The sequence below is a fragment of the Paraburkholderia sp. GW821-FHT02A12 genome (assembly GCF_059422005.1).
In genome coordinates, this window is the sequence record NZ_JBWKWA010000001.1 from 2,813,122 (window position 1) to 2,831,002 (window position 17,881).

Below are 17,881 nucleotides of genomic sequence, written 5' to 3' on the forward strand. Positions count from 1 at the left end.
GCGCCACTAACTCGTTGACCTGATCGCGATAGATATCGAGGGGCCGACTGACCTGCGCAATGCGTCGAATGCACGGTCAGCTTCATCCGCGAGGTCTGGGCGACGCTCGAGGCGACAATCGACTGACGGCCGCGACCACGTCGCCAGAGACACGGGGGTGTACGGTCTTCATGGCGGTGGTTGCCGACTTGCCGGTGGCGTCGTGCAAGCTGGTCGCCGCGCGTGCCGGGGCGCGCGCACTCAACGCGCCGCTGCCGAACAAACTGTGACGTGATGGGTGGAATAACCGGGACAGCGCATTCGTTTAAGACTATCAACAGCGAATGCGCAGCGTGCGTCGCACGCTGGGGAGGTCTCAGCCATGAAGATGCGTTTCCCGGGCGCGCGTGCCGTCGCGCGCTGTGCGGCGGCCGTCGCGGTCGTCGCGCTAGGCAGCCTGGCCGCCTGTGGCGGCCATTCGGACGGCATCGTAGGCAGCCATTACAAGGCGACAGTGCTGGTTTCTGATGGCGCGGTGGCCGCGCCGCACACCGATCCCCACCTGAAGAACCCGTGGGGCATCGTATTCAATCCGACCGCTTTTGTCTGGGTCGCGGACAACGGCGCGCAAGTCGCCACGCTGTACGACGGCAACGGCGTCGCGCAGTCGCTGGTTGTCAGCATTCCGGCCGGCAGCAACGGGCCGGCGAATCCGACCGGCATCGTATTCAGCGGCACGCAGGACTTCATGATCACCGCAGGCGGCAAGACAGGTGCCGCCGCCTTCATTTTTGCGGGCGAGGGCGGCACAATCACCGCCTGGTCGCCCGCAGTCAGCCTGACCGCCGCCTTGACGGAGTTCGATGACGGCAACGGCGGTGCGGTTTACAAGGGGCTGGCACTGGCAAACAACGGCACGGCCAGTTTCCTGTACGCGGCGGACTTCCACAACAACAAAGTCGACATGTTCGACAGGACGTTCAAGCGCGTCACACCGGCGGGCGCATTCACGGATCCGGCGTTGCCGGCCGGGTTCGCGCCCTTCGGGATCCAGGCGTTCGGCTCGAAGATCTTCGTCACCTACGCGAAACAGGACGCGAACGCGCACGACGACGTGAAAGGCGCGGGCCTGGGCCTGGTCAACGTATTCGATCTGAGCGGCCAGATGCTGCAGCGCTTTGCGACGGGCGGGCCGCTGAACGCACCGTGGGGCATCGCTCAGGCGCCACCGAACTTCGGCCCATTCAGCAACGACGTGCTGATCGGCAATTTCGGCGACGGCACGATCAACGCGTACGAGCGGAACAGTGGCAATCTCCACGGGCAACTGAGACAGAAGAACGGCTCGCCGATCGTGGAGGATGGAATCTGGGGACTCGCGTTCGGCAACGGGATCAACGCGCAGCCGGTGAATACGCTGTTCTTTGCCGCCGGCCCGAATGACGAGGCTGACGGCGTGTTCGGCCGGATCGACCTGCAGTAACAGGAGAACTGGGCCAGCGCCTTTGAAAAGCCGGAGCGAATGTGGCGACTGTCAGAAGAAAACCTCTTTCAGCGGCCGATATGACCCGTTGCCGGGTCGCATATTCCGTCGAGCTGGCGCGGGGTAGCTCCTACATCTGCAGTACGCAGTCGGCCGCCTCGCACAGGACAGCGGTTGACGAAACCATCGAGGAGTTTGTGACGCTGCAGGGCACGCAGGATTTGCCCGCGTTCATTGAACTCCTCGCCTGCCGCCTCGAAGAAAAGGGGAAGCCGAAATCAGCGTCCGCGGTTCGCCAGTGGGCGCACATCGCGCGCAGATGGCAGTTAGGGGAAGGTCTATAGCGATCGTTTTCGTACGTGAGTATGCAGCGATGGTGCAGGCGACTGTTGATCAGCGCAGCTCAGGAGCCCTTCGCAAGAACACGATCTCCGTGCGTGACGTGCCCTACGTTGTGATCACCACGAGTACAAATCCACCGCAGCTACGGCTGCATGAACGACGATCAGCCACTCTGGGCGTGGCGAGCAAATAATTACTTGTAACTTACGCTACATAGATGTAGCTTAAGTTACATGAATACTTTAACTACCTGGTCATTGCTCGTCCTGACGTTTCCCACCGAGAACGCCACCGCGCGCATGCGGGCGTGGCGGGCGTTGAAAGCGAAGGGATGCGCCGTGCTGCGTGACGGCATCTACCTGTTGCCGCATACCGCGGAGCGTGAGGACATGCTGCGCGAACTTGCCGGCAGCATCGACGAAGCCGGCGGCACTGCGCATCTGTTGCGGGCGCAAAGCATGGACGCATCGCAGGAAGCGGACTTTCGCGCACTGTTCGATCGGAACGACGACTACGCAACATTTCTCGCGTCCCTCGGCGCCGCGCGGAAAACGTTGGGAGGCCTCCCGCCGGCTGAAGTCACCCGGTTGTTGCGCCGCCTGGGCAAGGACTATGACGCGATCCGTATGATCGACTACTTTCCTGGCGCGGCGTCGACCAACGCGGAGGTTGCCTGGGAAGATTTTCTGGCCCTCGCGGATACCGTACTGTCGCCTGGCGAGCCGCACGCGGACGAGCGGGTCATTCGGCCCCTACGGCGCGACGACTATCAGGCCCGGACGTGGGCGACCCGGCAACGGCTATGGGTTGATCGCGTCGCGAGCGCCTGGCTGATCCGCCGCTTCATCGATCCGCAGGCACGCTTCCTCTGGCTGGCTTCGCCGGATGCCTGCCCGCCCGACGTGCTCGGATTCGATTTCGACGGTGCCGCCTTTACGCATGTGGGCGATCGCGTGACGTTCGAGGTATTGCTCGCCAGCTTCGGCCTCGATGAGGATGCGGGCCTCCTTCGGCTTGGCGAACTGGTCCACGTACTCGATGTCGGCGGCGCACCGGTGCCCGAGGCGATCGGCTTCGAAGCGGTGATGGCCGGCGCACGTCAACGCGCGTCGGACGACGATCAATTGCTCGATGAAATGGGTCGCGTGCTTGATTCGCTGCACGCGCACTTTGTGGCGAGCACAAAAACCAACGCCGGGGGGCGCCCGTGACCACCACCACTACGGCCGCGCCGGGCTATACGCTTGGCCAGTTGATTCTTTACATGCTGCGCCTCGGCACCTTCGGGTTTGGCGGCCCGGTGGCGCTGGTCGGCTACATGCACCGCGACCTGGTCGAGCGCCGGGGCTGGATCAGCGAAGCGGACTACAAGGAGGGGCTGGCGCTGGCTCAAATGATGCCGGGGCCGCTCGCCGCACAGCTCGGCATTTACCTCGGCTACGTCCACTACCGCGTCGTCGGTGCGACGCTGGCCGGTCTCGCCTTCGTCCTGCCTTCGTTCCTGATGGTCGTCGCGCTGGGCTGGGCCTACGCCCGGTTCGGCGGCCTCTCCTGGATGCAGGCGGTGTTCTATGGCGTGGGCGCCGCGGTGGTCGGAATCATCGCGATGAGCGCGTACAAGCTGACCACGAAGACCATCGGCACGAACAGGCTCCTGTGGGCGATCTACCTGACGCTCGCGGTCGTGACCGTTGTCACCGAATCCGAAATCGCGTGGCTGTTTATCGCGGGCGGCCTGCTCAACTGGTTCTGGCGGGCGCCGCCGAAATGGCTGCACAAGGGCGGACTGAATGCGCTCGCAGTGACGCAGGCGCCGGGCATGAGCGGCGTCCTGAGCGGGCTTGATCTGTCATTGCTCGGCCAGATCGCCCTTTTTTTCACCAAGGCGGGCGCGTTCGTGTTCGGCTCGGGACTCGCGATCGTGCCGTTCCTCTACGGTGGCGTCGTGACTGAACATCACTGGCTCAACGACAAGCAGTTCGTCGATGCAGTCGCCGTCGCGATGATCACGCCGGGGCCGGTCGTCATCACGGTCGGGTTCATCGGTTATCTGGTCGCGGGATTCGGCGGCGCCTGCGTTGCCGCACTCGGGACCTTCCTGCCCTGCTACCTGTTCACGGTGCTGCCCGCGCCGTACTTCAAGAAGTACGGCAAGCTGCCCGCCGTCAAGGCGTTCGTCGACGGCATCACGGCGGCCGCCGTGGGCGCCATCACCGGCTCGGTGATCGTCATCGCGCGGCGCTCCATCGTTGACTGGCTGACCGTTGTGCTCGCGCTCGCGACGGTCCTGCTGCTGTGGCGCTTCAGGAAGCTGCAGGAGCCGGTGATTGTCGCAGGTGCAGCACTCATCGGGTTGGTGGCCCATTCACTGATCCACCATTGATCTTGTTCAAGGAGGAGATGCTCATGACCTGCCAGATGAAGCCATTGGCCTGCGATCCCGCCAGGCTCACAGGCTTGTCAGAGAAGCTGATCGTCAGTCACTACGAGAACAACTACGGCAGCGCCGTCAAACGCCTGAACGCGATCACCGCAGTGTCGGCGAGATCGAAAAGCAGACCGCTAAAGGCGCAACGCGCTACGCCGTCACGCTCGGTTCTGGCAACCAGAAGCAGGAGCTGCTCATCGACGAAGGCGGCAAGATGATTGCCGCCGACACGGGTAAAGAAGACGACGATTGAACGCCGTTGATGCCGACTCACACATCACGCGGCCACGCGGCTACACGGCTACACGGCTACACGGCTACACGGAGAAAGATCATGAAATGGATCACCCGAGAACGTCCCAAGGTCGATCGGATCGCCTGTCCCTGGCTGATCGTCAATTTCATCGACAGGGACGCCGAGTTCCTTTACGTGTCTCGCGATGACGTGCGTCGGGTGGCGCACGAGACCGGTGCAATCCCGTATGACGTGCCGGACGTCGAACTGGGGCACCACGGCGAGCTGTGCAGTTTCGACGCATTCCTGCATAAGTACCAGCTGAGCGATCCCGCGTTGCTGAAACTCGCGCGGATTGTGCGCGGGGCGGACACCAGCCGCCTCGACCTCGCTCCTGAATCGAGCGGCCTCTACGCAATTTCTGTCGGGCTGTCGCGCCATTTTGCCGACGATCACGAACAGCTGCGGTATGGCATGGTCGTCTACGACGCACTGTATGCGTGGTGTCAGGGCGATGCGCGCACCTAGGGACGCAGCGGCTTCAATCCCACGTCGCGGCGCGGTGTCGCGCCTGGTGCTGCCCGCCGGTGCGGACGCGAGCGCGTTGCCGTTGCTCATCGGCCGCGGGTTGCGCGGTTTCTGCGACGGATTTATCGCCGTGCTGTTGCCGGCGTACCTGCTCGCGCTCGGTTTCAGCCAGCTGGACGTGGGTTTGGTCAGCAGCGCCACGCTGATCGGCTCGGCCCTCGCGACCATCCTGGTCGGTATCGTCGCCCATCGTTATCCCCTGCGTCGCATGCTCGCATTGGCGGCAAGCCTGATGGCCGCGACCGGGTTCGGTTTCGCCGGCCTGTCTTCTCTTTGGCCGCTGCTGATCGTTGCGTTCGTCGGGACGCTCAATCCGAGTTCAGGGGACGTCAGCCTGTTCCTCCCGCTCGAACAGGCACGCCTCGCCGAATCGGCCGGCACCGGTACCCGCACTGCTCTATTCGCGCGCTACAGTCTGGTCGGCGCGCTGTCTGCAGCGGTGGGTGCGCTAGTGGCAGCTTTCCCGGACTGGCTCATCGCGCATGGGGGGCTGTCACGGCTCGCGGCACTGCGTGCGATGTTCATCGTCTACGCGCTCGTCGGTGCCGCGCTCTTGTTGCTCTATCGCAGGTTGCCCGAGCGCTCGTCGTCCGCCGGATCACGCGGCGTGCCGCTGGGCCCGTCGCGCGGGATCGTCACTCGCCTCGCGCTGCTCTTCAGCGTGGACGCGTTTGCCGGCGGCCTGCTCGTGAACTCGTTGCTGGCACTGTGGCTGATGCAGCGCTTCGGCCTTTCGCTCGGTGCAGCGGGTCAGTTTTTCTTCTGGGCGGGCCTGTTGAGCGCAGGCTCACAACTCGCCGCAGTGCCGCTGGCTCGCAAGATCGGCTTGCTGAACACGATGGTGTTCACCCATATCCCGGCCAGCCTCTGCCTGATCGCTGCTGCGTTCGCCCCTTCGTTGGCGCTGACCCTGGCATTGTTGCTCGCACGCAGTGCGCTGTCGCAAATGGATGTGCCCACCCGGACCGCCTACGTGATGGCGGTCGTGACGCCGCCCGAGCGTCCGGCCGCGGCAAGTTTCACGGCGGTACCGCGAAGCCTGGCGGCAGCGCTCGCGCCCACGCTCGCCGGCGCGCTGCTGGCTGTCGGCTGGATTGGCGTGCCGCTTGTCGCCTGTGGGCTGCTCAAGATTGGCTATGACCTCGCGCTGCTGGGGGCATTCCGACGGGTGAAACCCACTGATTGAAATTCGCATCCCGGCGACGATCCATCAGCATATGACACAAGAACAGCCGCGCATCCTGTTCCTGCATTACTGGGGCAAAGGCCGGGCCGTCGACCTCGCGAAGGGCGTCAAGAGCGCCCTCGATGCGCAAGCGGGCGTCCGTCGATAGCGCTACCGCGACGCAAGTCTGGCAGCAGTCTGCGATCGCCGACGGTAGGCGTAACGGAGCACACGTGTCATGAACGCACTTCACACCCGGCCTTCTGCTCGCTGGCTGGTCCTTGTCGCGTGCGCTATCGCGGTCGCGCTGGGGTCCTTTGTGTTCGCAGCGTCAGGTGCGGACGACGGCTCCGATATAGCCGGCCTGCCGTTGAAACGAGTCGCCGACGTGCCGCTGGGCGGACGGCCGACGCGGCTCGACTACGCAAGCGTCGATCCCGATCGCCACCTCCTGTTTATCGCCCATCTGGGCGACAGCGAGATTGTCGTATTCGACACGCGGGCTACGCGTGTGATCGCCCGGATTCCGAACGTGGCCTCCGTGCACGGCGTACTGGCGATTCCCGAGCTGGCACGCGTGTATGCGTCAGCCACCGGCTCGAATGAAATCGTCGCGATCGATGAAACCACGCTGAACATCACCGCACGCATGCCTGGCGGCGTTTACCCGGACGGCATGGCTTACGCGCCGGATGCGCACAAGCTCTATGTTTCCGATGAAACGGGTGAGACTGAGACGGTGATCGACGTTCGCTCGAACACCCGGATCGCGACGATTCCGCTCGGTGGCGAAATCGGCAATACGCAATACGATCCGGTTTCCCGGCACATTTTTGTGAACGTGCAATCGAGACGGCAACTGATCGAGATCGACCCTGCCACCGACCGGGTCATCACGCGGACGGACCTGCCGGGTGCACGGGGTAACCACGGCCTGTTGATCGAGCCGCAGCAACGGCTCGCTTTCATCGCGTGCGAAGGCAATGACAAGCTGCTGGTGCTCGACATGCGGACGATGCATATCACCTCGTCGTTCGATGTCGGCAAGGATCCGGATGTGCTCGCCTTTGACCCGCAACAGCACCTGCTTTACGTCGCCGGAGAGGCGGGAATCGTCTCCATGTTCGAAGCCGACGCAGGCAAGGTGTCGAAGATCGGCGACGGCCACGTCGGTCCCAATGCGCATGTCGTCGCGGTGGATAGCGCGACGCACCGCGCCTATTTCCCGCTCAAGGATGTTCGGGGGCGAACGATATTGCGCATCATGCAACCTGAAGGCTGAAGCCATCGCGGTGCGGTCAGGCGCACAGGACGGTCGGCTTCGATATCGCCTGAAGCGCATCTCCGTCGCAAGTGTCGCAGCGGCGAAGCCGAGCTTTTTATGCCAACCGCTTACACCACGCCCACGTATTCGCCTCGGGCCGGATAGTCGTTCTTGATGATGAAATCAAGCGCCTGGAGCAGCTCGCTGAAGTTCGGCCGCACGAAAGGCATCGATTGCACTGAGAGATAGTAGATCGACCGGTCCGGTCTGACGAGGAACACTCCGGGCTCCGAGAACAACGGGGGTTCTTCGATGCCGATCGAGGTCTTGCCGCGCGAGGCGGAGATATAGAGGCCCCATTTGCGCGCCTCGGCCAACGGCAGCCCATAGCCGACGCGCAGGTTTCCGGCCGCAATCTTTTCCCCCATCTGGCGCGCGCGTTCCTGATTATCCGAGCTGATGGCGATGGTCGTGACGCCACGCTCGGCGAAGGCCGGTGTCAGACGTTCGAGTTCCTTGAGATACGTTGCGCAGATCGGACAATGCAGGCCGCGATAAAAGCAGATGAGCGTCATGCGGGCTGGCATGTCAAGTGCGAGACTGAAGCGCCCATGGTCAAGCGTCTCGACGATCAGTTCGGGGGCTGTCTGACGGGGAACAGGCATGATTTGCTTCCTTTCATGTGATTGCTGAAGAAGGACGGAAATGGTTGACGCGCACATTGAACTTTCCCATACTTTGTAACATGAAACGTCCAAATAGCATGATCGAAAGTCCATTCACTCCAGCAAAATGCGACCGTCTATCAGCCTTCTTCAAGGCTTTCGACTTTTCGGTCCATCCGGTCGCGCCGGCTGCGCCGCACGGCGATGCGAAGCTGGTCGTCCTTGCCGGCCCTCACCGGCAGCCGCTGCAGCTCGTCTTTTACGCACGCGGGCAGGCAACGCGCGAGTCGGAAGACGACGTCCTGGTCGCGGTCTCAATCAGCTTCGGCGGCCCGGCAAATCCGCTCGTCACCGCCCTGCCGGATCGATTGACGTTGACCCTCGACGAGTCATCGACATTGCGCGCCATCGCCGACGCCTTTGTGGAAGAGACGTTGGACACACGCTGCGGTCGCGACGCAGCGCTCAGCCGTTTGTGTGAGGTGATTGTGCTGATGATCTTGCGGAATGCGATCGACGCCGGGACAACGGCGCCGGGACTGCTCGCCGGACTTTCCCATCCGGCGCTTCATCGGGCGTTGGTCGCGATGCATGATGCGCCCGCGCGAGCCTGGCGCATCGACGACCTGGCCTCGCTCGCCGGGATGTCGCGCAGCCGGTTCATGGCGCTGTTCCGCGACACCGTGGGCACGACGCCCGGCGCATATCTCACTGGCTGGCGTCTGATGCTCGCCCGGCGGGCGTTGGAGGAAGGCGGCCGCGTCAAACCCACTGCGCTGCGGGTCGGTTTCGGTAGCGCCGCTGCATTCTCGCGTGCGTATTCGCGCCAGTTCGGCCACGCGCCAGTGGCAGCACGCCGGCACTAGAGACATTGCCGCCTGCCATCATCAGACCACCCAGCGCAGCCTCCGCGATCAATACAGTTATCGTTTTCACAGCCGCTGCTTGCCGAGCCCTCGTGCCGCGCCCGCACGGCCGGGCATTTCGCCGAGCCAAATGAACAGAACACACAGCAATCACCGGGATTCGGACGCAGCAACGCCTTGCAGTTCTCACACTCGTAAAAGAACTGGCACGCATCCACTGGCATCGTCTCTCGCCTGGCAAAGCCGCAGCGCGGGCACGTCAGGACAGACTCCAAAACGGCTTCGCTCGTCATGCCACTCACCTTTGCACCGTGGACGGATAGCCGGCGTCGGTCGTCGCCCTGATGAGCGCTGCAGCATTGGTCTTATCCGGCGCGATGCTCACGGTTGCGGTTTTCCTGTCGAAGTCGATCTTCACGCCCTTCACACCGGGTACACGACCCAGCGCCGCCTTGACCGTGATCGGACATAGCGTACACGTCATGTTTTGCACGTCCAGCACGACGGTCTGTGTGCCGGCTGCGAATACCGCGAGCGGTACCCAAAGCAATACGGCTATCAGCAATTTACGCATGGCGGCTCCCCTCAATAGAAAAGCGGCGCGAGCCATGGCACAGCCAGCAGCGCGATCAGCAGCACGCTAACAATCCAGAACACGAGCCGTTGCCGCCTGACGACAGGCGGCGCTGCACAAGCAGTACCCGGCGCGCAACGTCGCGGGACGAGATAGAGCGTGCGAAAGGCAAGACCCAGAAACAGGAACACCAGGCCGATAAAGATCGGACGATACGGCGTGAACGCGGCCAGATTGCCGACCCATGCGCCGCCGATGCCGAGCGCCAGCAGTACCAGCGGGCCAACGCAGCATATCGACGCACCGACACCGGCCAGTACGCCGGCGACAAGCGAGCTTTTCGCGCTGAACTGCGGCATTCCGAATACTCCGAACCTGTTGTCTCACACATACTCTAAACTCCGTACTATGGTACGGAATCAAGGGGTTCATATGAATCTGGAATTGACAATCGGCAAACTGGCGCAACAGGCGGGCGTGAACGTCGAGACAATCCGCTACTACCAGCGCCGGGGCCTGCTCGATGAGCCCCCCAAGCCACCAGGCGGGCATCGCCGTTATCCTGGCGCGATCGCAAAGCGGGTACGCTTCGTCAAGCGCGCGCAGGCGCTGGGTTTTACACTCGATGAAGTGACTGGGCTGCTGCGACTGGGTGACGCCCATGCGTGTGCTGAAACGCGCGATCTCGCGGTGCGAAAACTGGCACTGATCGAGCGCAAGCTGGCAGATCTTGCCGCCATGCGCGAGGCGCTGAGAGGGTTGGTTCACCAATGCGACCACGGCAGCGCCGCGGGCGCATGTCCGATCATTCAGGTGCTCGAGCGCGACTGACTTCCGAGGCGTCCCTGAGGACAACCTGTGCGATGCATCAAGACGATTCACATTTGGCGTCGTTGATGGCTGCGGCCCAGCGTGGCGATCAGGCAGGCTACACGCGCCTGCTGCACGAGATCACGCCGATCCTGCGTCGCCTCGCCAGGCAAGGGTGGCCAGCGGGCAGCGCTGCCGACATCGAGGACGCGGTGCAGGACACGCTGCTGACCATTCACGTGATCCGTCATACCTATGATCCGGCTCGCCCGATCATGCCGTGGCTGATGGCGATCCTGCGGCGCCGCCTCGTGGACAGCGTGAGGCGGCGCTCGCGGACGAACCGCAGAGAACTCGTGGTTGACATGCTCGACGTAACCTTTCCGGTCGAGCCGGCGAATGATGAGTATGAGACCCCGGTGGATAAGGACACGCTAAGAAAGGCCATCGCCGCACTGCCATCCGGCCAGCGACAGGCGATCGAACTGCTCAAGCAGAGGGAAATGTCGCTCAAGGAAGCGTCGGCGGCGACCGGGATGAGCATTGCGGCACTCAAGGTGGCGACACATCGGGCGTTGAAAACGCTTCGCGATCTACTGCTGGTGACGAAGTGACATGAATACCGATGATCTCATCGACTCGCTCGCCGCCGACCTGAAGCCGGTCCGACGCCTGCTGTCCCCCGCCTGGCGCCTGCTCCGCTGGCTCGCGGTGTCGGTCCCGGTCACGGCCCTCATGGTGATCGCGATGCGACTCCGCCCCGATCTCCAGGCGAAGCTGGCCGATCCGGTTTTCCTGACGCAGGAACTGGCATCGCTGGCCACGGCGTTAATGGCCGGGTGGGCCGCTCTCGTCACGTGCGTTCCGGGCGAACCGCGCTGGAAGCTGTGGGCACCCGTGGCCCCGCTTGCCCTCTGGATGGCGACCCTGGGTCGTCAGTGCTGGGACGAGTGGGTGCACCTGGGAGTGAGCGGGATGGGGTTTCATTCCGACCTCATGTGCGTGCCGGCCATTGCGATGACCGGCGCTGTCCCGGCCCTGGCGATGGTGCTTGCTATCCGGCGTGGCGCGCGTCTGCGCGCGCCCTTTGCGGTGTTGTGGGGCAGCCTGGCTGCTGCGGCGTTCGCCAACGTGGCGCTGCGGCTCTTTCATACGGAAGACGCCGCGTTGATGGTGATCGTCTGGCAATTCGGCAGCGTGCTGCTGTTCATGACGACGCTCACGCTGTGCCGGCGCTATCTGGTGCCGCCGCGGACGGTGCGCGCCTTTCGTTGATCAGGCCCATTCCGGCTTATGCGCGACGCCCGGCCCGATCCCGCCGTCGGGTGGGGGGTTGAGTTTTTCGACGCCGCGGCGAGCGGGTTCATCGTGCAGCAGCCGCCCCGCAGCAGCTACCTCGATGAGTTCGGCGGCGATTTCGCCGGCTTGCGCTGACACGATGCTCAATGAACGGAACCCGAGCGATGATGCCGATTGAGAACACCGAAGACCGCTTCGGAGCGGTCGCGATCCTGCTCCACTGGTCCATGGCGGTTCTTGTCATTGGACTTGCGGCATTGGGTCTTTACATGGTCACGCTTCCCGATGTCGGGTTCGATACGAAAAAGATCGTGCTGATTCTCTACCACAAGGAGATCGGCTTGTCGGTACTCGTTCTACTCGTAGTGCGGTTGGCCTGGCGTTTAACCCAGATACTGCCGCAACTGGTTGCACACCTGCCTGCCTGGCAAAAAATCGCGGCCCGATTCGTCCATCTTTCCTTTTACGCACTGATGTTCGCGTTGCCGGTGACGGGTTGGCTGATGTCTTCCGCCGCTGGCATCCCGGTATCGTTTTTCGGGCTCTTCACGCTGCCTGATTTCCTTGCTCGCGACGACTATCTGTTTCAGCGACTCATCGACATCCACAAATGGTTGGGCTACGTGCTCATCGTTCTCATATTCGTTCATGTGGGCGCGGCGCTGTTGCATCATTTCGTATTCAAGGACGACACCTTACGCAGAATGCTGCCTTAATGTGCTTTCTCGATTACGAACCTCGCGAGTTCCCGCAATAGTTTTGCCATAGCCTCATTGGCCGCCGCAACTCCTGCGGCAGCGTTCCCCTCCCGCATGGGTTCCCGCACCGACAATTCTCTCGTCGCAATCACCTGGTTCACTGCCTCGCGGCTCAGAGAGACGCGCATCGCAATCTGTAGCGTCGCGGGCTCCGAAGTGAAATCCTGCTCGAGCGTCAGGATTTCGGTGCGAAGCGCGAAAGTGTGGCGGCCGAAATGAGGGGGCGACAGAACCTCGCTGAAATAGTGCGTGTGTCGAAGCGTCTCTACGATCAAAGGCTGAATCATCTGCGCGGGTGTTTCCGCCCATTCATTCTGACTGAAATACGCGACCTGATACGCCTGGGTCGTATACGCCATCTGCGTTGTGGCGTAGATCGGCTCGGCCTCGGGGACCAGGACCAACAGGGTCGCGGAGTGCGTCTGTTCGCTGGGCAGATCGAGCGGGATACTGTTCAGCACATATTTTTTCGTATCAATCCTGACCGGCGAGAAGAGAGTGCAGCCCGACAACGAGACGACGCATAGCACGATGAAAGCCGCCCTGCCCATATCGATTTTCATTTCCGCTCGCCCGGCCCCGGTGGCGGCGGTACCGCACCGCGAATCACGATTGACGGGTCTCGATTGATCCTGGTCACTACGTCATTGACGGAACTGGACAGATTGTCAAGGTTGGAAAGCGCCTTGTGCGTTTCCGGCAAGATCTGCATCTGGAGCGCTGTCACGGTGTCATGGCTCGATTCCAGCAGCGGCTCAAAACGATGACTGGCACGCTCCGTGTTAGCAACGATAGCGTTCAGCTTCCCGGTATTGTCCGCCAGTACTTTGGTTACCTGCTGCAAGTTGTCGGCTGATTGCTTCAGCGAAGCTACGGTCGTCTTGTCGAGTATTGATTCCAGCAGTTCCGTGACGACCTGAAAATTTTTATTTACCTGATTCATCGCCGTATCGAGTGTCACGGCTCTCGAAGGTGTCGTCGGTATGATCGGATAAGGCTCGCCTGGTCGTGTGGTCAGTGGGCGGGAATCGCTGCCGACGTCTTCGAGAGAAATATAAACGTAGCCAGTAAATCCCCGTGCCGCAAGGCCTCGGGATGTGATCGTCGCTACACTCGCCGAAGTAACCGGCGCGGTCCTGTCGATACTCAACACGATGCCCACTGAATGCGGGTTGACCAGCCTGACGCTTTTCACCTTTCCCACATCGACGCCGTGGAATTCGACCGGAGCATCGGCAATGAGACCGGAGACCGACTCCTGGGTATAGATCTGATAGGTCGCGTATTGGCTTACGGAAAAGAAATACCAGCCTGCCCCAGCGACAGTCGAGACAAGCAGGAACGCCGCGAACGCGAGTCTCGCTTTCGTGTTGATATCGTTTTTCATCGTGCATCGCCTCCATGGCCACCCTGACTCCACCAGACGTAGGCCTGGGGCCGGTGCCGACCTGATCCGCGATGACCGACTGGCCAGTGCCGCCCAACTCACCGGTTCGGATCCGGCCGGACCAGGGCCGTCCAGACATCTGGCGTAAGTATGCTTCCGAAGCCTGACGGCATCTAGTTTGCGACGCGTCCGTAGTGGTTAATATCCACCACCACTGCTGCTACTGCTGGCGCCACTGCTCGACGCCGCACTGCCGCCATGCGTGCTCGCGTCTGATGGGCATCCCGTTAAGGTGACCGACAAAACCATGAGGAATGCTGCTAATAGTCTGGTTGTTTTCATCTTGATCTCCGGTGGACGCGACTAGCGCTCATTGCCCAACTACGGGCCTTGCCATGTGTCATATGCCCTCAAAGCGGTCATCATTCGTGTCGACGGCTTCTTGTCCAAGGCTAGACGGAACAGAGGTGCCGCTCGTTTGCTCGCGGGCGTTTTCCGTCGCTGCTTTCGATGAAACTCCTCGGTGTGGCCGCCTTTGCCAAATCCGTCCGCCAGCGCTTCAGCGCGGTGTGTGTGGCGGACGCCGTCGCACGAACTTCTCCAGACACGGCGTCCGGGTCGAAAACGTGAGGGTTCTCGCCGTCTTCGTCGATCCATTTTCCGGCCTTCCGCCCTCGGCGTTCCCGTCAAACGCCGTAGCAACAAGACCCGTACCGCGGGCAGCAAGATCGACGTCCCCGGTGTCTTGCTCCTCCTTGGCCAGCGACCAATCCATAGATAGGGAAATGTGTGGCGCATCGCGCGATCACGACAGGTAAACGTCCCGTGGCACCGCTCTATTCCATTCGGGGCGGGTGAACGGTTGGCGTGATGGAACCGACCTTGATTTCGCCACGAGGCCGTAACTTTTCCTCTGGTTCATGCCGTAACCGGCGCGGTCGCGTTCGCCTCCCGCATCCGCGCGGTCCGCAACGTCCTTGACCGTCGCGTTTAACTGGCGCTCGAACCGCCTGAATCCAGGTGACCATGTCCGCTTGCACATTAAAGCGTCATCGTGCCAATGATCTGTGTCGGTGTGCCGTGCGCGGAGACACGGGTTCGTGCGTGCCTGCGCAGATGTATACCCATCGCAGGCGCGGCCATGCCGCTGCAACGGTCTGTGGCTTGGCCCGCTGTCGCCGCCCGTGTAAGTGCGTACGCTGGTCGTTGGCATTGCACGAAACGTGTGCGTGCAGATCCGATGCAGCGGGATACGTCATGGTCCGGCATGCATCTATCACTGGATAGCGGCCGACATAAAACTAGCCGTAAAAACTGGAATAAATACGCTGGACTGGACGTTTTTATATCGTAGTCGGCAGGTGGGTTGCATGATCAGCGCTCGACGCGTATTCGAGCATGAAATTCATCTTCCTGCGTGTCGACTATTACTCAGACGGCGGTCTGAGCAACGCCCCAATGTCGGGTATTGACATCATGTTGATGCTGATCGATGGCACGTCGCTTCCCGGCGCCGCGTCTGGACCCTGGCAATGAAACGCCCGCCCCTGGCATCATGCATAGAGCGATCGGCGACACGAATGATGCTAGCGGCGATCTGTGGAGGAAAACGTCATGATCTCCAGTTCACGTACTGTGGTATTCCTTGGCATGGTCGCACTCGGTCTCGTGTGCAGCCCTGGTTACGCAAATGAGACGATAAAAGCCACGTTGCTCAAGAACAACACGATCCAGCTTGATACGAGTCGCGTAAAGGCAGGCTCAGTCACGTTCGAGGTAAGCAACGCACCGGACACCGGTCTGACACATGAACTGGTGGTCCTCAAAACGGACCTGGCTGCCGATAAGCTGCCAGTTAAATACGGGCAAGTGCCAGAGAGCCAGTTCAAGAAAATGGGAGAGGTAGAGGACATAGCGCCTGGCGCGAGCAAACATATGACGCTCAAGTTGACACCGGGCCGCTACGTTCTATTCTGCAACAAGCCTGGCCATTACTCGATGGGCTTGCATACGTCTTTGCTCGTCTTGCCCTGACGGGCTCGGGTTATGTGTGGGTGGCACGCAGCGATGAGTGCCGGGGTGGCAGGCAGTGCGAACGATGGCCGCACTTCGCGGCACGCGAACTAACATGTGAGCCAGGTCCCATGGACACGCATCGAAGAACATTTCCGCTGAAGCATCACCGTTCACCGGAGTTGCCAGACTTTGCCAGACTATATATGGAGGGATGAGGTGCGTCGGTCAGCACTTCGTTCTGACGATAGTGTGGCCAGCAAGCTGACGTCGCGAAGACTGGGCGCTATGCCACGAGAGCGGCGCGATGAGCCGCCGACATGCACGTGCCACGCGACACCATCCCGCTACTTGCCCGCGCGAAATCCATATCGCCGCAACGAATCTTGCCTATAGTGAGACAGTGTCCTCCTTCCTGTGACGAACCGCCGTTTCGGCGTCGTATCTTTGAGGAGTTGCCATGCTTACTTCAAGACTTAATCTTCGGCCTGCTTACTTCGCATCGAAGCAGGTACTCGCCGCAGGAATTCTATTGTGCGCCGCCGCGAGCGGTGCTTATGCGTCGAGCCATCGCGAGGCGCCGCTGATTGCAACGATGCCGAAGGTGGATGGCACCGACTTCTACATGTTCAACAGCTATGAGCCGAACCGACGCGGCTATGTGACGCTGATCGCGAACTACTCGCCTTTGGAAGACGCCTACGGCGGCCCGAATTACTTCACCCTCGACCCCAATGCGCTGTACGAAATTCACATCGATAACGTCGGCGACGGCAGAGCGCACCTGACGTTTCAATTTCGTTTCAAGAATACAGTTGGCAATGTCGCACTGAACGTCGGCGGCAAGCAGGTGGCGATTCCGCTCGTTCAGGCGGGCCCGGTGTCAGCGGGCGATTCATCGAAGCTGAACGTTAACGAAACGTACACGCTCAAGGTATCGCGTGGTGCCGATCACGAAGATTCTGACGAAGTGGTCACGGGCCCGGGCGGCATTACGACCTTCACCAAACCAACGGACTTCATAGGGACCAAGACGTTTGGCAGCGTAAGTGGTTATGCCAGCTACGCGCGGCAATATGTGTACACGATCAACATTCCCGGGTGCGGTGCTCCAGGGCGCGTCTTTGTGGGCCAGAGAAAGGAGTCGTTTGCGGTGGCGCTCGGCAAGACGTTCGACTTGCTTAACCTTAATCCTCTGGGTCCCCGAAACGGTAACCCGAACGATCTGTCCGACAAGAACATCACCTCGATCGCGCTCGAGGTTCCGACCCAGTGTCTGACTGGCGAGCGCGGCGGCCCGGTCATCGGTGGCTGGACGACGTCAAGAATTCGCAAGGAGAGGCTGAGCGATAACGACGCAGCAGGAATATCAGAGAGGGGCTGGACGCAAGTTTCCCGGCTCGGTATGCCACTGGTTAACGAACTCGTGATTGGCTTGAAGGACAAGGACAAATTCAATAATTCAAAGCCCGCGAACGATGGGCAGTTTGCGGACTATGTGACGAATCCCACGCTTCCTGCGTTGATCGAGAGCCTGTTCCCGGGGGCCAAAGCGCCCACAAACTTCCCGCGCCTCGATCTGGTTTTCACATTCCTCACAGGATTTCAGGGACTCAATCAGCTGAGAACGGTCACACCATCCGAAATGTTGCGTCTGAACACGTCTATTCCGCCCACGCCCAAAGGCAGTCAGAAGAATCTGGGGGTCCTGGCAGGCGACAACGCGGGCTTTCCAAACGGACGGCGGCCAGGGGACGACGTCGTCACGGCATCACTCAGGGTGGTGATAGGCGTGCTGTGTACGTTCAATAAGCCGGGAATCTTCGGCTGCTCGCCGTCCGACGCTCCAGCCGGAGCGGCTCCGCTGACAGACGGCGCAGCCATCGACGACAGCGTATTTGACAATTCCTTTCCTTATTTGACCACGCCGATCCCTGGTGCGATGAATTGATAACCGGGCAAGCGCAACCTGAATGAGTCACAGCAGACCACGGTGCGGCGCGGGGTTCACCCTGTCGCCGCATG

General features: G+C 61.4%; 22 protein-coding genes and 3 pseudogenes. 17 read left to right on the forward strand and 8 right to left on the reverse strand.

Annotation, left to right across the window (positions count from 1 at the left end; translation table 11 throughout):
• Window positions 1–59: 59 nt before the first annotated feature.
• From AC07WT_RS12745 to AC07WT_RS12765, 5 genes and pseudogenes are all read left to right on the forward strand, one after another.
• The gene (locus AC07WT_RS12745) at window positions 60–269 is read left to right on the forward strand and encodes a hypothetical protein (protein ID WP_494947370.1); all 210 of its coding nucleotides are present in this window, start codon (window positions 60–62) and stop codon (window positions 267–269) included.
• 92 nt (window positions 270–361) lie between these two features.
• Window positions 362–1,462 carry a TIGR03118 family protein gene (locus tag AC07WT_RS12750; protein ID WP_494947371.1) on the forward strand — a complete coding sequence of 367 codons (1,101 nt, stop codon included), beginning with the start codon at window positions 362–364 and terminating at the stop codon, window positions 1,460–1,462.
• Between the two features lie 575 nt (window positions 1,463–2,037).
• On the forward strand, window positions 2,038–3,015 hold the full coding sequence (locus AC07WT_RS12755) for a chromate resistance protein ChrB domain-containing protein (RefSeq protein WP_494947372.1): 978 nt from the start codon (window positions 2,038–2,040) through the stop codon (window positions 3,013–3,015).
• The gene (locus AC07WT_RS12760; protein ID WP_494947373.1) at window positions 3,012–4,187 is read left to right on the forward strand and encodes a chromate transporter; all 1,176 of its coding nucleotides are present in this window, start codon (window positions 3,012–3,014) and stop codon (window positions 4,185–4,187) included. Before AC07WT_RS12755 ends, AC07WT_RS12760 begins: the two co-directional genes overlap by 4 nt.
• Window positions 4,188–4,210: 23 nt before the next feature.
• A pseudogene (locus AC07WT_RS12765) lies at window positions 4,211–4,339 on the forward strand (superoxide dismutase); the annotation flags it as partial.
• Here the strand turns inward: AC07WT_RS12765 and AC07WT_RS12770 are convergent.
• Window positions 4,300–4,506 (reverse strand): hypothetical protein, encoded by a 207-nt coding sequence (locus AC07WT_RS12770; protein WP_494948467.1) that lies wholly within the window; start codon window positions 4,504–4,506, stop codon window positions 4,300–4,302. The pseudogene AC07WT_RS12765 and the gene AC07WT_RS12770 sit on opposite strands and share 40 nt — an antisense overlap.
• 60 nt (window positions 4,507–4,566) lie before the next feature.
• On the opposite strand from AC07WT_RS12770, the gene AC07WT_RS12775 reads away from it, so the two are divergent.
• The 4 genes and pseudogenes from AC07WT_RS12775 (at window position 4,567) to AC07WT_RS12790 (ending at window position 7,502) form a co-directional block, all read left to right on the forward strand.
• A complete protein-coding gene (locus AC07WT_RS12775) occupies window positions 4,567–4,995 on the forward strand; it encodes a chromate resistance protein ChrB domain-containing protein (RefSeq protein WP_494947374.1) in 429 nt (142 codons plus the stop codon).
• Complete coding sequence (locus tag AC07WT_RS12780; protein ID WP_494947375.1) at window positions 4,982–6,241, forward strand: MFS transporter; 1,260 nt, start codon at window positions 4,982–4,984, stop codon at window positions 6,239–6,241. The genes AC07WT_RS12775 and AC07WT_RS12780 overlap by 14 nt, the downstream gene beginning before the upstream one ends.
• 19 nt (window positions 6,242–6,260) lie before the next feature.
• A pseudogene (locus AC07WT_RS12785) lies at window positions 6,261–6,389 on the forward strand (DUF1259 domain-containing protein); the annotation flags it as partial.
• A 69-nt stretch (window positions 6,390–6,458) separates the two neighbouring features.
• Window positions 6,459–7,502, forward strand: a complete 1,044-nt coding sequence (locus AC07WT_RS12790) for a hypothetical protein (protein ID WP_494947376.1) — start codon at window positions 6,459–6,461, stop codon at window positions 7,500–7,502.
• A 110-nt stretch (window positions 7,503–7,612) separates the two neighbouring features.
• Here AC07WT_RS12790 and AC07WT_RS12795 read toward each other — a convergent pair whose 3' ends face one another.
• Window positions 7,613–8,206: a peroxiredoxin-like family protein gene (locus tag AC07WT_RS12795; protein WP_494947377.1), complete on the reverse strand. Its 594-nt coding sequence runs from the start codon at window positions 8,204–8,206 to the stop codon at window positions 7,613–7,615.
• Window positions 8,207–8,247: 41 nt separating this feature from the next.
• On the opposite strand from AC07WT_RS12795, the gene AC07WT_RS12800 reads away from it, so the two are divergent.
• Window positions 8,248–9,015: a helix-turn-helix domain-containing protein gene (locus AC07WT_RS12800; protein ID WP_494947378.1), complete on the forward strand. Its 768-nt coding sequence runs from the start codon at window positions 8,248–8,250 to the stop codon at window positions 9,013–9,015.
• A gap of 74 nt (window positions 9,016–9,089) precedes the next feature.
• Here the strand turns inward: AC07WT_RS12800 and AC07WT_RS12805 are convergent.
• The 3 genes and pseudogenes from AC07WT_RS12805 to AC07WT_RS12815 form a co-directional block, all read right to left on the reverse strand.
• Window positions 9,090–9,308 (reverse strand): annotated as a pseudogene (locus AC07WT_RS12805) (GDCCVxC domain-containing (seleno)protein); the annotation flags it as partial.
• Window positions 9,309–9,313: 5 nt separating this feature from the next.
• Window positions 9,314–9,589 carry a mercury resistance system periplasmic binding protein MerP gene (merP, locus tag AC07WT_RS12810; protein WP_494947379.1) on the reverse strand — a complete coding sequence of 92 codons (276 nt, stop codon included), beginning with the start codon at window positions 9,587–9,589 and terminating at the stop codon, window positions 9,314–9,316.
• Between the two features lie 11 nt (window positions 9,590–9,600).
• A complete protein-coding gene (locus AC07WT_RS12815; protein WP_492593879.1) occupies window positions 9,601–9,948 on the reverse strand; it encodes a mercuric transporter MerT family protein in 348 nt (115 codons plus the stop codon).
• Window positions 9,949–10,021: 73 nt separating this feature from the next.
• Between AC07WT_RS12815 and merR the strand changes: the two genes are divergently transcribed.
• The 3 genes from merR (at window position 10,022) to AC07WT_RS12830 (ending at window position 11,674) form a co-directional block, all read left to right on the forward strand.
• Window positions 10,022–10,420, forward strand: coding sequence for a mercury resistance transcriptional regulator MerR (gene merR / locus AC07WT_RS12820; RefSeq protein ID WP_494947380.1), 399 nt, complete (start codon window positions 10,022–10,024; stop codon window positions 10,418–10,420).
• Between the two features lie 65 nt (window positions 10,421–10,485).
• Window positions 10,486–11,013, forward strand: a complete 528-nt coding sequence (locus tag AC07WT_RS12825) for a sigma-70 family RNA polymerase sigma factor (protein ID WP_494947381.1) — start codon at window positions 10,486–10,488, stop codon at window positions 11,011–11,013.
• Window position 11,014: 1 nt separating this feature from the next.
• Entirely contained in the window at window positions 11,015–11,674 is a 660-nt protein-coding gene (locus AC07WT_RS12830; protein WP_494947382.1) for an NrsF family protein, read from the forward strand.
• On the opposite strand, the gene AC07WT_RS12835 is transcribed toward AC07WT_RS12830, so the two are convergent.
• Window positions 11,675–11,845 (reverse strand): hypothetical protein, encoded by a 171-nt coding sequence (locus AC07WT_RS12835; RefSeq protein WP_494947383.1) that lies wholly within the window; start codon window positions 11,843–11,845, stop codon window positions 11,675–11,677. It lies immediately after the preceding gene.
• On the opposite strand from AC07WT_RS12835, the gene AC07WT_RS12840 reads away from it, so the two are divergent.
• Window positions 11,845–12,414 carry a cytochrome b gene (locus AC07WT_RS12840; RefSeq protein WP_494947384.1) on the forward strand — a complete coding sequence of 190 codons (570 nt, stop codon included), beginning with the start codon at window positions 11,845–11,847 and terminating at the stop codon, window positions 12,412–12,414. The genes AC07WT_RS12835 and AC07WT_RS12840 overlap by 1 nt on opposite strands.
• On the opposite strand, the gene AC07WT_RS12845 is transcribed toward AC07WT_RS12840, so the two are convergent.
• Both AC07WT_RS12845 and AC07WT_RS12850 read right to left on the reverse strand, forming a co-directional pair.
• On the reverse strand, window positions 12,411–13,019 hold the full coding sequence (locus AC07WT_RS12845) for an ABC-type transport auxiliary lipoprotein family protein (RefSeq protein WP_494947385.1): 609 nt from the start codon (window positions 13,017–13,019) through the stop codon (window positions 12,411–12,413). The genes AC07WT_RS12840 and AC07WT_RS12845 overlap by 4 nt on opposite strands.
• Window positions 13,016–13,843 (reverse strand): MlaD family protein, encoded by an 828-nt coding sequence (locus tag AC07WT_RS12850; RefSeq protein WP_494947386.1) that lies wholly within the window; start codon window positions 13,841–13,843, stop codon window positions 13,016–13,018. The genes AC07WT_RS12845 and AC07WT_RS12850 overlap by 4 nt, the downstream gene beginning before the upstream one ends.
• A gap of 1,398 nt (window positions 13,844–15,241) precedes the next feature.
• Between AC07WT_RS12850 and AC07WT_RS12855 the strand changes: the two genes are divergently transcribed.
• The 3 genes from AC07WT_RS12855 (at window position 15,242) to AC07WT_RS12865 (ending at window position 17,807) form a co-directional block, all read left to right on the forward strand.
• On the forward strand, window positions 15,242–15,379 hold the full coding sequence (locus tag AC07WT_RS12855; protein ID WP_492593872.1) for a hypothetical protein: 138 nt from the start codon (window positions 15,242–15,244) through the stop codon (window positions 15,377–15,379).
• A gap of 78 nt (window positions 15,380–15,457) precedes the next feature.
• Entirely contained in the window at window positions 15,458–15,877 is a 420-nt protein-coding gene (locus AC07WT_RS12860) for a cupredoxin domain-containing protein (RefSeq protein ID WP_494947387.1), read from the forward strand.
• Window positions 15,878–16,316: 439 nt separating this feature from the next.
• Complete coding sequence (locus AC07WT_RS12865) at window positions 16,317–17,807, forward strand: DUF4331 domain-containing protein (protein ID WP_494947388.1); 1,491 nt, start codon at window positions 16,317–16,319, stop codon at window positions 17,805–17,807.
• Window positions 17,808–17,881: the final 74 nt, after the last annotated feature.